A 12,706-nucleotide genomic window follows, 5' to 3' on the forward strand; every position below is an offset into this window, starting at 1 on the left:
TCTTACCATGGTCAACGTGTCCAATTGTACCAATATTTACGTGAGGTTTGGTACGAACATATTTTTCCTTTGCCATAATGGAAACCTCCTAAACTCAATGGAGCCTATGAGCGGGTTTGAACCGCTGACCTCTTCCTTACCAAGGAAGTGCTCTACCACCTGAGCTACATAGGCAATCATTACTTTTTTATTTGGAGCGGGAAACGGGACTCGAACCCGCGACCCCAAGCTTGGAAGGCTTGCGCTCTACCAACTGAGCTATTCCCGCCTATTTTTTGTTAAATGGTGGAGAGGGGAGGATTCGAACCTCCGAAGGCAATAGCCGACAGATTTACAGTCTGTTCCCTTTGGCCGCTCGGGAACCTCTCCATTATAACTATGGAGCTGGCGAAGGGACTTGAACCCCCAACCTGCTGATTACAAGTCAGCTGCTCTACCATTGAGCTACGCCAGCAAGCAAAAAACGATTATACATATATTTTTAAAATTGTCAAACAACTTTTTAAAAAACATTTTATTTAATTTTTAGATTTGTAAACTGTATGCCAGTAATCTTTTAACTCTTTTGCTTTTTCAAATAGCCAATCTTTGTTGTCAAGATACCATTTAACTGTCTTTTCTATGCCTTGTTCAAAGTTTGTAAAGCTTATACTAATTGTTTTTTTGAGTTTTGTTGAATCCAATGAATACCTAAAGTCATGACCAGGCCTGTCTTTAACATAATTTATTAAACTTTCTGATTTATTTAATAAAGCCAATATAGATTTCACAACTTCAATATTCTGTTTTTCAATACCGCTTCCAAGATTAAAAATTTCATTTGCGCATCTTTTTTTAATTAATTGCAAGATTGCTTTTGCACAGTCTTCTACAAACGTCCACTCTCTAATATTTTTTCCTTGTGCATACACTGGTATTGGCTCATTTTGAAGTGCCTTATATATTACAACAGGTATTAGTTTTTCTGGATATTGCCATGGTCCATAATTATTTGAAGGACGAATCGTTATAACATTTGCATTATAGGTTCTAGCGTAAGCTCGTCCAAGCATATCTTGAGATGCTTTACTTGTGGAATATGGAGAACTGGGTTTTAAACAAGAATTTTCCATAAAGCTTGCATCATTTTCCGATAAATCTCCATAAACCTCGTCTGTTGAAATGTTTACAAACAACGCATCCTTGGATAACTCAAGCATATTTTGTGTACCAATTATGTTTGTTTTTATAAAAATATGTGGATTTAATATACTTCTATCTACATGTGTTTCTGCTGCAAAGTGTACTACGATTTCTGGTTTAAAGTTTATAAATACTTTTTTTAAAGATTCAAAATCGCTTATGTCACAGTTAAAAAATTTTAATCTATTTTTAATATCATCAATACGTTTTAGATCGCCAGCATATGTTAAACTATCAACAATTGCAATATTAAAATCATTAAGCAATGCTTGACGAGCAAACTCGCTACCAATAAAACCTGCACCACCACTTATTAACATTTTATTCATTACTGCTATCTCCTTGCAATATGTTTATTAGGTAATTTCCATAACCTGATTTTTTAAGCGGTTGAGCTAATTCTAAGAGTTTATCTTTGTCAATATAGCCCATTTTGTATGCAATCTCTTCTATGCAGCCTACTTTTAAACCCTGGCGTTTTTCTATTGTCTGTATAAATTGACTGGCTTCAAGTAAACTATCAAATGTTCCCGTATCAAGCCAAGCAAAACCTCTACCTAATGTTATAGCTTTAAGCCTTGATTCAGATAGGTAAGTTTGGTTTACACTTGTAATTTCTAATTCACCCCTCCACGAAGGTTTTACGTTTTTAGCAATATCAACTACTGTATTATCATAAAAATACAAACCAACCACTGCATAATTTGATTTTGGTTTTTGCGGTTTTTCTTCAATACTTAATACATTAAAATTTTCATCAAACTCAAACACGCCATAATCCTGTGGGTTTTTAACATAATAGCCAAACACTACTGCATTGTGTTCTTCTTCTGCAATTGTCTTGGCTTTTCTTAATAAATAAGACAAACCTTGACCATAAAAAATATTGTCACCTAAAACCAAACACACATTATCGCTTCCAATAAAGCTTTCACCTACCAAAAATGCATCTGCCAAACCTTTTGGTGTTTCTTGTACAGCATATGAAATATTTAAACCTAAATGAGTACCATCTTTAAACAGTTCACTAAATCTAGGTGTATCTTTCGGGGTTGATATTATTAAAATATCCCTTATTCCGGCAAGCATCAAAATTGATAAAGGGTAGTATATCATAGGTTTGTCATAGACTGGCAAAAGCTGTTTGCAAATTGTGCTTGTTGCAGGATAAAGCCTTGTGCCAGAACCACCTGCTAAGATTATACCTTTCATGCATTGTCCTCCAAATATTTACTAAAACACAATATAAAATAAAGCTACAATTTTGTAAACTCAAAATTTGACAGAATAGCTTTGCTTAATTATTATGACACAAGGAGGTAAAGTTATGGTTAAAAAATTAATAACTTTTACTATTTTTACATTTGCATTATACTTTATCGGTGGTATTTTAGCTTATATCTTTTTGAATAGTTTTGTGCAAAAGTACTTCATCTACACATTTACTGCAGCAACTTTTATTTTTGCAATTATTAACTTCTGGTATTACTATCTTGTTATAATAAAACCAACAAAACAAACAGCCGATGAGTTTTGTAAAATTACAAAACAAGACAGGTATGATTTAACAAAAGACTATTCTGTACCAGGCTTTTGTGCTTCACTTGGAGAGTTTATTAACACACTTGTTAGCTTTTCTAGATCTATCTTTAGCGAGCTTATCACAAATGCTACAAAAGCTTCTGTTTTTAACGCCAAATTTAACTTTGAGCTAAAAAATATTACACATCATATGAACGAAACCAAAGACAACCTTGAAGCAATAAATAAAACAATGAATGATTCTACAAAAGCCATAGGTGATATATCTCACAATATGGAAAACTTTGTGAGGTTTATGGAAGAAGTAAACGCTATAAGCGAACAAACAATTAAGACGACTCAAAATATAACCAAAGCCTCTCAAAACTCAATTGAAGTATTAAATGAAAATAAACAATCTATGGAAAGCCTGCATTCTCAAATAGACGATATACTATCCATTGTAAATGTTATAAATGATATCTCAAACCAAACAAACCTTCTTGCCTTAAATGCTGCCATTGAAGCTGCCAGGGCAGGTGAGCATGGCAGAGGCTTTGCAGTGGTAGCAGATGAGATTAGAAAGCTTGCAGAGCAAACACAAAAGCAATCAAAAGAGATAGAAAATACAATTAATTCTGTTGCAGAAAATTTCAACATTCTTGTTGAGCGAAATAAAATAATAAGAGATACAATTGAACAAAACACAAAATCTGTAGAAGAAATGCTTGTTTCTTTTGATAACCTTGCAGATAAAATTAATCAGGCAAACAACATGATAAATACAATAACAGCAGCCACAGAAGAACAGTCAAGTTCAATTGAAGAAGTAGCCCAAACGGTAGAATACCTTGCAGGTTCTGTTAAAGAAATATCAACAAGTCTTGATAATGTAAGCTCAAAAAGTCTTGATTTAAGCAAAATTGCAGAACAGTCCACAAATATTTTAAAGAAAGTAAGAACAGGAAACCCTTTAGAAGAAGTTGTAGATCTTGCAAACAAATGCGCTAAAGAAATGACAGATACAATAGAAAATGCAATCAAAAAAGGCATAATTTCATCCAGTGACATATGGGATAGAAACTATGTGCCAATACCAAATACCAATCCGCAAAAATACCGCACAAGATTTACAGACTTTTTTAAACAATACATCCAGCCCATAGAAGACAAATACTTGAATATGAACCAAAACTTTAGATATGTATTGCTTACAGACAACAATGGCTACATAGCAGCACACAACTCAATATATGATAAACCACTAACTGGCAACTACGAGAAAGACCTTGTAGGGAATCGTTCTATGAGAATATTTAACGATACAGTTGGTTTAAATGTGGCAAGAAATACAGATAGCCTAATTATACAAACTTATCCAAGGGACACTGGCGAAGTTATAAGCGATATTGGCGTTCCTGTATTTATTGAAGGCAAACACTTTGGTGGTGTAAGAGTTGGGCTTGGTGTGGAGAATATATAGTGAATTTTTTCTATTGACAACTGAGAAATTTTTTATATAAATAGTAATGTATCGAGCGGGAATAGCTCAGTTGGTAGAGCACAACCTTGCCAAGGTTGGGGTCGCGGGTTCAAGTCCCGTTTCCCGCTCCATTTTTTTATAAACAGACCCAAATTGGCGGCATAGCCAAGTGGCTAAGGCACGGGTCTGCAAAACCCAGATCCCCGGTTCGAATCCGGGTGCCGCCTCCAGAAGCTACCTACTTGCCGGGGTGGCGGAATTGGTAGACGCAAGGGACTTAAAATCCCTTGGGAGTTTCTCCCGTGTGGGTTCGATTCCCACCCTCGGCACCATTGTTTTTTAAAAAACAACCTTTATTGGCATATAATTAATCATTAAGTTTTTTGGGATTGCATTAATTGGCCTTAGTTCAACTACCACAGATAGATTTTCCTTTGCAAATGGAGATACTAAAATTGGAGGAGTTTTTTGGGTTTGTAATTTTAGGCCAATAATTTCAGCTTTTATCGATTTACCATTTGGAAACACAACTTTAGTTTTTTTACCCAAAAAAGCATGTTTCACCTTATTCGGCTCTAAAAACGCTTCTATTATAACATTGTTATTGTTTTGCAACACCATTAGATCTTCATTTTTATTAACCAATTCTCCTTCTTTAACAAGATCTAAAGCAATTGTTGCGTTTTCTGGCGCTTTTATAGTTAAACTTTGCAATATAGATTCCAATTCATTTAATTTCATATCCTCGGCAACAGGTACATTTTTGTTGCTTTCTAAACTTTGCTTTGCTTGCAAATAAGCAATCTCTGCAGAGTGCAGAGCATCTTGTGCATTTGCCACTTCATATGATGTTGCTGCGTTTTTTTGTTGTAGGTTGAGTATTTCTTTGTATGTTTTTAAACGACTTTCGTAAAGTTCTTTGTAAATTTTTAACACTTCAGGGTTAACCTTTATGCTAGCTGATGATTTTATTTGTTTTAAACTCTTAAATAATTCTCTATACTGATTTTCTACTAATGGATTTTTTATTTTGAGTATAATCTCATTTTTTTTGACATTATCACCAGGTTTTCTTATGTATACTACTTTTCCATCATATGGAGCTTTGATTGTTATTTGGTTAATAATTAAGTATCCAGGTGCATTAATAAACAATAGATTGTAAGTAATTTTATAAATCAAATATACACCAAAAACTAAAAATGGCAGTAAAAATAATATAAGCACAGCCCTAAAACGCCATTTTGAAATTGGTCTTTTTGGAGGTTCATAATTAACTTTTAAACCGCTAACTTCATTTGGAGATGAAGGGGGTCTGCTAAATTTAATTTTCATTTTTTAAATCCAAAAATCTTCAAGTGATTGAATCGTTATACCCAAAAAATTATTCCTTGAAGCAAAATACTCGTACAAATTTCTCCATTCTGAAAGCATATTGTTTACTTTCATAGTTGCAAAAGTTTCATTTGGTGGTAAAACCGAAGTAGGCTCGCATGAAACTGCTATACTAAAGTATAAATCTGGATTATTTGCAATAATTTTATCTGCAACTTCCATAATTTTTTTAGGGTTGACTGTATATATCATAAGTACGATTTTATCTAAGCCCGCTTTTTGAAGATTCTTTAATAACTTATTGTTTTGAGCTTCTTTATAATTTATTGATAATCCTATAGGAAAAGCAGTGTTTGCTTTAACCTATGATATAGTTTTTATTATACCTTTATCCCACAAATATCTATCGTTTTTAGGAAGCTGGCTTTTTTCTATATCGAGTTGTATACCTGAAAACCCGAATTTATTTAGGCTCTTAATTATAGATATTAATTGGTGTCGATATTTTTCTAATACCCAATATGGGTCACCCAATAGCAATTCTACTTTTATGTTTCTTTTGTTGGCTTGTTTTATAAAATTGTCTAAAATATTCGCTTCGTCTGGTTTTGTATTTATCATCTGAATTTCCTGACTATTTAAAGATAAAAATACACTTCTTGTTGATTTAGGAATTTTATCCCAAAAATCTTCTCCTAATCTTTTATATAGTGCAAAACTGTTCCATGCATACCAATTTAAATAAGCTTCGTTTTGGTAATGGATTTTATTTAATTTATACATGTCTTCTATTTTTTTAATGATATTTTGATTTTTATTAGAGATTGCGTTTTCTTTGTAAATATTGTCATTATAGCCAATTAACCCAAGTAAATCCGCTTGTGCTTTTAAATATTCAAGTAAAGCCTCAAGATAATCATTAACAGTCTGGTACAAATAGTATTTAGATTTAATTACAATAATCACCAGGATTAATCGGTTTTCTTAATTTTGCAGTATTATAACTTGCGAAAGCAGCATTGAATCTCTCTACAGCAAAATCCAAATTTTCTTTTCTAGACTTTAGCCATAAGTAATAGCTATCGCATGCATTTTTATAAGCTTTCTTTTGGTTTTCTAACTCTAATTCAGCTTTTTGCATTTCTAAAAATGCCTTGGAATATGTAGCATCGCGCCATTTTTTCTCAAAAAGCGGCATACCTACGTTTAAAGTAGCTGACACATTCCACCCCATTTTTCCTTGAAAGCTGTTTTGAATACCAGTTTGTACGCTTAAACTGCCAGATGAAAATATTGAACCCACTTCGCTTAATGCCTTTTTGTAACCTTCTAGTTTTTCTGTGTATAGTTTAATTTGTGGATTTTTATACATAGATTCTAAAAGCTTTTGTTTTGTTATAGATTCTGTATCTAAATAAGGGTATACAAACTGGAAATTGTCCAGTGTTTTTCCAGTAAGTAATTGTAAAGTATTCAATGCATCTTGATATTGTTTTAAATAAACAAATTCATTTCGCTTGACCGCGCTAAATTCTGTATTTAATTCTAACCTATCTGAATCCAATATTAACCCAGCTTTTTGTCTTTTCAATAAAATATCTTTTACTAAGCTTTCGTCATGTAAAAAACCTTTAGCTAAATCTATCTGGATGGATCTTACATAATACTCTGAATAAGCATAAATTAAGGATTTAATTGCTTGCCATTTCTGTAACTCTATGTTTGCAGAGTTTTGGTTTAATATAGATTTACTTATAACTAAATCACGCTTTAGGCTTTGACGGCTGCCAAACAAAGGTATACTCAAACCAATATTTGCAGAAACATTATTGTATCTTTGTTGTTGCGGAGTTAGTGTTTCGCTATAATTATTTGTTAAGCCGTTTTGGTTTGTAGTAGAAACATTGTAAGTAGAAGTTTGGACAGGATTTGAATAGTTTGTATAGGTTACACTGCCAAATAGCGTTGGAGAAAGAGCAGATTCATTTATATCAACCTGTGATTTTGCAATATTATATTCTTTTTGCGCTATTTCAATATTGGGATCTTTTTGTATTAATTGTTGCAATTGTTCCAAAGTGATTGTTTGTGCTTTGCAAGCATACGGAATTAAAAATAAAACTAAACAAATAAAAATTGACACTTTCATTTTATAGTTTAGACTCATATCAAAATTTACCCTTTTTTAAAACCCACCAAGGCGCCATACTCGAATCCAAATGCGATTTGTTTATTACAGAGTGCGTGATTGCCAATGCAGCATTGATTCTGGAAAAAAATGCAAAAAAAGGAAATAAAGGTATATACAAAAAGTAAATAATGTCTTCGTTTAATCTATCAGATACCAAAAGACAGTATAATAAAAAATATGTAAACAAAACAAACACATAAAATAAGTAAACCATAAAGTATAAAGCTAAAACATATGCGTCTGGTAGGGTGTAAAACAAATAGATGGTATAAAAAGTTATAACAAATGGTAAAATAATTTGCATAAAATAGGTTATAATTATTGTTGATATATAATTAGCCCAATTTAACAATCTTGGTCTTATATTATCCAAATATTTACGACCTATAAGATAAAATAAATCTCCTTCCCAACGAAGCCTTTGTTTAAAATAACCCAAAAATGTTTCTGGCACATCTGTATGCCCTATTACATAAGGGTCAAAAACAATTTTCCAGTTTTTATTTCTTCCAAAGTATTGCTTGATTCTTGTTGTAATATCAAGATCTTCTGCTGTACCAGTATCCCACCCACCTATTAAGTCCAAAATTTTCTTTCTAAAAAACCCCAAAAGCCCCAGATATATTATTTACAATACCAAAAGCAGACAAACCTGTTTTGCCAGCAGATATACTCAAAATATACTCTAAGGCTTGAAGTCTTGTAGCTAATGATTTGCTAGCATTTCTTACGCGTAAATTACCAGAAACCGCAACTACATTGTCATTGTTAAAGTGTTTAACAGCATTTACTACCATGTTATTATCAAAAGAAGTATCTCCATCTAAAGCCATAAAGATCTCTCCACAAGCTATTTTTAGTGCTGCATTTAAAGAAGAAACCCTACCACCTCGCTGCCATTTAGGTATTATAAGTAATTTTCTATTAGTAGTGTTTTCGACAAATTCTTTACAACTTTGTACGGCTAGCAAAGTATCTTTATTTTGTAGCGCACCATCGACAACAGCTATGATTTCAATTAAACCAGGATATGTTTGAAAGGTTAAAGATTTGATTGTATTTATAACGCTTTTTCCTTCAGAATAACAAGTAATACAACAACTAACATGTGGTAATTGAGTTAATAAATCGCTTTGTGCTAGTTGTTGTTTGGCAAATCTAAATATGCCTATCATTGTTATTAGTTGCAAAGGGCCCTCAAAAAATACTATAAAAGGCGTAAACATAAGTATAAATGTCAAAAATGAATTGTGAGATGTTATTATGTTAATAAAAGCTAAATAAATTGAATCAATCATTTTTTGAATCCAATTTATTCATTAAAAATTCAGCATTAATTTCTGAGTCTATTTCGGAAGAGTATTGTATATTAATGTAAACTTTAATTTTTACACCACTTTCTGGTTGTATGCTATTTACCAGTTTATTAATTCTATTACAAATACCCTTTTTTTTCGTAGCAGGTAAAAAAATCCATAATTTGTATTCGTCATCTCTGCACACAATATCTGTATTGCGCAGCATCTCGCTTATGCGTTGCGCTAATGATCTATAAATTTCTATAGATTGACTGATTCCATAGAATTGAATTATTTCTTCGATATTCTGAAACTTAATTAGCGCCAAAGCAAATGAAAAATTACTATCTCTTCTGTAAAGTTTTATAAACCAATCTAATAAGAGTTGAAAATATTCTAAAGAAACATATTTTAAGCTTTCATTTAACACTTAAAATATAATTTTCTTTTGCTCAAGTAAAAGCCATTCTCTGCCATACAAAGTCATTTCAATACTGTAAAATTCTTGTATATTTAACTTATCCGGACTACCTTCTTCTCCACATGCAATACAGCGGTATATCGTTTCAGGTTCTTCAAACACATAACCACAATTGTTGCAAATATATTGTGCAGTAGGCAAATCATAATCTACCCCAATATGTTTTAGATGGGCATTACATTTTGGGCATATTAAATCATAACCTTTGCTAAATTCTTCTTGCTTACCAACATATCCACATGTAAAACAATGAAGAAAGCGTGAGCGTTTTATGTCTATATTTTTACAATTTGGGCAAATATCAATAAAATATATGTGAGCGCTGGAGCATTTATTGCAAAGTCTAACCCTATCAATAAGTTTTTTATAAGCAATAAGATTTTTTCTAATCAATTCTTGGTACCAATCTAAATCGTTTTGATTATCGCTTAAAATCTCAATAATAGGGTAAGTATAAAGTTTTGGCGCATTTGGGTTAAACTGAGGAACAATTTCTAAACCTTCACGTAAATACAAATAAACTAGTAATTTTTCACTGGGAGCAAGGCCTCCTAAGCTAAACTTAAGTTTGGCAATTTTTTCCTCAGATAAATTACACTTATCTATGGCTTGATCTATATCTAAACTACCATCTAAAAGCTTATTATTTAAATTGTCTTCACTAAAACAATATTTATACCACCAATTTGAACGTCTAATATTATTTATAATACTTAAATAGTTATCATTAAAATCTTTTGCAATCCAAAACCCTATAGGTTCAATTGCCGAATCTAAGAAACTTTCCCAAGAATTAAACACTTCATATGTTTCACGTTTTTCAAAAAATCTATTGCTAAAAATTATTAATTTTTTTTGTAAAACCAATTTTTACACCTAAAAATCCAAAAAACCCTTCATAAATAGTATATCACAAAAAAACAAAAAAAACAAAAAAAATAATTTATTTATATTTTATTTGAACAAAATAATTTTGTTATAGAAAGTTTCTAATCAATTTAATCTAATGGATGAATTCAAAGCTTAAATAATTTTTAGACTTAGATTTAAAAAAGATTCTATAAAATATGTAAGAAAAATAACCATTTAAGAGCTTTAAAAGTTTTTTTTGACAAAAATTAATAAATATTGTAAAAAAAGTTAGTTACTTAAAATTAAATACTTCTAAAATTTGGAGTGTGTATGAAAGTTATAAATTTGGATAGCTTGCAAAACCAACCAGTAGAATTTAATGGTAAAAATGTATCTGGTGTTAGTATAAGATGGCTTATAAAAAAAGAAGACGGTGCACCAAACTTTGCCATGCGCTATTTTGAAATGCAACCGCACACAGAAATTCCACCACACTCACACCCATGGGAACATGAAATTTTTATATTAGACGGCGAGTGTGAAATCACTGTTGGAAATATTACTAAACATGTTTCTAAAAACTCAGCAGTCTTTATTGAACCTAATATAGAACATTCATACAAGAATAATAGTGACAAATTATTAAAATTTCTATGTATTATACCCCATACGTAAGCAACTAAAATACCTTTTTCCTTGATTTTTACTTAAAGGCTTATATATTTAAAATCTGTTATGATTTTTTTATTATTTTGTTTATAAAGGATAGAAATGCAAGATAGAAAAGTTAATCCATATATTATTGCTTTAACTGTTATGCTACCTACTTTTATGGTGCTTATGGATACTTCTATTGTTACTGTGGCACTTTCTTACATGGCAGGTCCATTATCTGTAACAACAGATGATGCTACATGGACACTTACTGTTTACTTAGCTGCAAGTGGTATAATTTTGCCCATAACAGGTTTTTTGGGAAATAAATTTGGCAGAAAAAATTACTTTCTTATAAGCATAATTGGTTTTACTGTGAGTTCTTTTTTGTGTGGTATTGCTCCAACTCTTGATTTATTATTACTATTTAGGGCTATACAGGGTTTTGCGGGTGGTGGTTTGCAACCTATATCCCAGGCAATACTAATGGAGAGTTTTCCTTTAGAAAAAAGAGCCCAAGCCATGAGTATTTTTTCGATTGGCGTTATATTTGCACCTATTTTGGGACCTGTAATAGGTGGATGGATTGTAGATAGTTACTCATGGAGATGGATGTTTTTGATTAACGTACCATTTGGCATATTAGCAACAATAATGACCTTAATGTTTATATTTGATCCACCATATGCAAAAGCAAATAAAACTTTAAAATTAGATTATGTGGCTTTAAGCTTTATTGCAATAGGTATTGGTGCACTTCAGGTAATGCTAGATAGAGGACAGGAAGATGATTGGTTTAATTCAAATTTTATTGTAATTTTAGCACTTTTGAGTTTTTTCTTCATTTCAATGTTTTTGATAAAAAATTATTTTTCAGACAAACCAATTATCAGAATGAGTTTACTTAAAGATAGAAACTACGCTATAGCAACAATTGCTATGTTTTTTTTGGGATTTTTGTTTTTTGTTACGTTAACTCTTTTACCAGAGCTTATGCAAACATTAATGAACTACGATGCTTATAAAAGTGGTCTTATTATGATGCCAGGCGGTATTGCCAGTCTTATTACCGTTATATTTATTGGTAGAGTATCAAAAAAATTAGGTTTTAAAATCCTTATAATATTTGGCGTGATAATTGGACTTTATGCATTATACTTAATGGAACAAATTAACTTAACAGCATCACCCTATTTTTTGCTTCTTGGACGAGTACTTATTGGTTTAGGTTTGCCACTTATATTCATTCCTATCAATGTAATAGCGTTTATTTTTTTAAAAAATGAAGATATGGGAGAAGCAAGTGGCGTGTTAAACTTTGCAAGAAGTATTGGTGGAAGTTTTGGTATATCACTTATGGCTTCTACTATGCTAGCTCATCGTGAAGCTTTCCATAGAGATGTCCTTGTTAGCAACATAACTGCTTCAAATCCTATTTTTCAAAATTATCTTCATATACTTTCTAGTTATCTATTTACTTATGGTGGTTTTAATCCTACAATTTGCTATAACAAAGCAATAGGCTTAATAAACAATACAATCAATGCACAAAGCACTATAATGGCTTTCCAGGATGATTTTCATTTAATGATGTATATTATACTTGTATTTTTAATTTTTTTGCCATTTATTAAAACCAAAACACAAAAAGCACAAAAAATTATTATATCGGAAACGTAGTTTTTCTCTTTACCTTAATTTGACTTTAG

General features: G+C 31.4%; 13 protein-coding genes and 7 tRNA genes. 6 read left to right on the forward strand and 14 right to left on the reverse strand.

Annotation, left to right across the window (positions count from 1 at the left end):
- Window positions 1-98: 98 nt before the first annotated feature.
- The 6 genes from BLQ93_RS07500 to rfbA all read right to left on the reverse strand — a co-directional run bounded on the left by BLQ93_RS07500 (window position 99) and on the right by rfbA (window position 2,394).
- Window positions 99-174: transfer RNA gene (locus BLQ93_RS07500), tRNA-Thr, on the reverse strand.
- Between the two features lie 18 nt (window positions 175-192).
- Window positions 193-268: transfer RNA gene (locus BLQ93_RS07505), tRNA-Gly, on the reverse strand.
- Between the two features lie 15 nt (window positions 269-283).
- Window positions 284-369, reverse strand: a tRNA-Tyr gene (locus BLQ93_RS07510).
- Between the two features lie 10 nt (window positions 370-379).
- A tRNA-Thr gene (locus BLQ93_RS07515) sits at window positions 380-454 on the reverse strand.
- A 64-nt stretch (window positions 455-518) separates the two neighbouring features.
- Complete coding sequence (gene rfbB, locus BLQ93_RS07520) at window positions 519-1,511, reverse strand: dTDP-glucose 4,6-dehydratase (RefSeq protein ID WP_092129353.1); 993 nt, start codon at window positions 1,509-1,511, stop codon at window positions 519-521.
- Complete coding sequence (gene rfbA / locus BLQ93_RS07525) at window positions 1,504-2,394, reverse strand: glucose-1-phosphate thymidylyltransferase RfbA (protein WP_092129355.1); 891 nt, start codon at window positions 2,392-2,394, stop codon at window positions 1,504-1,506. The genes rfbB and rfbA overlap by 8 nt, the downstream gene beginning before the upstream one ends.
- 115 nt (window positions 2,395-2,509) lie before the next feature.
- On the opposite strand from rfbA, the gene BLQ93_RS07530 reads away from it, so the two are divergent.
- The 4 genes from BLQ93_RS07530 to BLQ93_RS07545 all read left to right on the forward strand — a co-directional run bounded on the left by BLQ93_RS07530 (window position 2,510) and on the right by BLQ93_RS07545 (window position 4,518).
- Window positions 2,510-4,186 (forward strand): methyl-accepting chemotaxis protein, encoded by a 1,677-nt coding sequence (locus BLQ93_RS07530; RefSeq protein ID WP_216818762.1) that lies wholly within the window; start codon window positions 2,510-2,512, stop codon window positions 4,184-4,186.
- 55 nt (window positions 4,187-4,241) lie between these two features.
- Window positions 4,242-4,317, forward strand: a tRNA-Gly gene (locus tag BLQ93_RS07535).
- 24 nt (window positions 4,318-4,341) lie between these two features.
- Window positions 4,342-4,416 (forward strand) — tRNA-Cys (locus BLQ93_RS07540).
- Window positions 4,417-4,430: 14 nt separating this feature from the next.
- Window positions 4,431-4,518 (forward strand) — tRNA-Leu (locus BLQ93_RS07545).
- Window positions 4,519-4,525: 7 nt separating this feature from the next.
- Here BLQ93_RS07545 and BLQ93_RS07550 read toward each other — a convergent pair.
- The 8 genes from BLQ93_RS07550 to BLQ93_RS07580 all read right to left on the reverse strand — a co-directional run bounded on the left by BLQ93_RS07550 (window position 4,526) and on the right by BLQ93_RS07580 (window position 10,292).
- Window positions 4,526-5,521 carry an HlyD family secretion protein gene (locus BLQ93_RS07550; RefSeq protein ID WP_092129358.1) on the reverse strand — a complete coding sequence of 332 codons (996 nt, stop codon included), beginning with the start codon at window positions 5,519-5,521 and terminating at the stop codon, window positions 4,526-4,528.
- 3 nt (window positions 5,522-5,524) lie between these two features.
- Window positions 5,525-5,773, reverse strand: a complete 249-nt coding sequence (locus tag BLQ93_RS07555; protein ID WP_092129360.1) for a hypothetical protein — start codon at window positions 5,771-5,773, stop codon at window positions 5,525-5,527.
- A gap of 111 nt (window positions 5,774-5,884) precedes the next feature.
- Complete coding sequence (locus BLQ93_RS07560) at window positions 5,885-6,487, reverse strand: hypothetical protein (protein WP_092129362.1); 603 nt, start codon at window positions 6,485-6,487, stop codon at window positions 5,885-5,887.
- On the reverse strand, window positions 6,471-7,670 hold the full coding sequence (locus BLQ93_RS07565; RefSeq protein WP_159427513.1) for a TolC family protein: 1,200 nt from the start codon (window positions 7,668-7,670) through the stop codon (window positions 6,471-6,473). Before BLQ93_RS07565 ends, BLQ93_RS07560 begins: the two co-directional genes overlap by 17 nt.
- 19 nt (window positions 7,671-7,689) lie before the next feature.
- Complete coding sequence (locus BLQ93_RS09565; protein WP_216818763.1) at window positions 7,690-8,298, reverse strand: glycosyltransferase family 2 protein; 609 nt, start codon at window positions 8,296-8,298, stop codon at window positions 7,690-7,692.
- 10 nt (window positions 8,299-8,308) lie between these two features.
- Entirely contained in the window at window positions 8,309-9,010 is a 702-nt protein-coding gene (locus BLQ93_RS09570; protein ID WP_216818764.1) for a glycosyltransferase family 2 protein, read from the reverse strand.
- On the reverse strand, window positions 9,003-9,440 hold the full coding sequence (locus tag BLQ93_RS07575) for a diguanylate cyclase domain-containing protein (RefSeq protein ID WP_092129366.1): 438 nt from the start codon (window positions 9,438-9,440) through the stop codon (window positions 9,003-9,005). The genes BLQ93_RS09570 and BLQ93_RS07575 overlap by 8 nt, the downstream gene beginning before the upstream one ends.
- Window positions 9,441-10,292, reverse strand: coding sequence for a TackOD1 domain-containing metal-binding protein (locus tag BLQ93_RS07580; RefSeq protein WP_143338719.1), 852 nt, complete (start codon window positions 10,290-10,292; stop codon window positions 9,441-9,443). It lies immediately after the preceding gene.
- Window positions 10,293-10,673: 381 nt separating this feature from the next.
- On the opposite strand from BLQ93_RS07580, the gene BLQ93_RS07585 reads away from it, so the two are divergent.
- Both BLQ93_RS07585 and BLQ93_RS07590 read left to right on the forward strand, forming a co-directional pair.
- A complete protein-coding gene (locus BLQ93_RS07585) occupies window positions 10,674-11,018 on the forward strand; it encodes a cupin domain-containing protein (RefSeq protein WP_025391432.1) in 345 nt (114 codons plus the stop codon).
- A 96-nt stretch (window positions 11,019-11,114) separates the two neighbouring features.
- Window positions 11,115-12,677, forward strand: a complete 1,563-nt coding sequence (locus BLQ93_RS07590; RefSeq protein ID WP_092129370.1) for a DHA2 family efflux MFS transporter permease subunit — start codon at window positions 11,115-11,117, stop codon at window positions 12,675-12,677.
- Window positions 12,678-12,706: the final 29 nt, after the last annotated feature.

This window comes from Desulfurella multipotens (genome assembly GCF_900101285.1).
Classification (GTDB): Bacteria; Campylobacterota_A; Desulfurellia; order Desulfurellales; family Desulfurellaceae; genus Desulfurella; species Desulfurella acetivorans.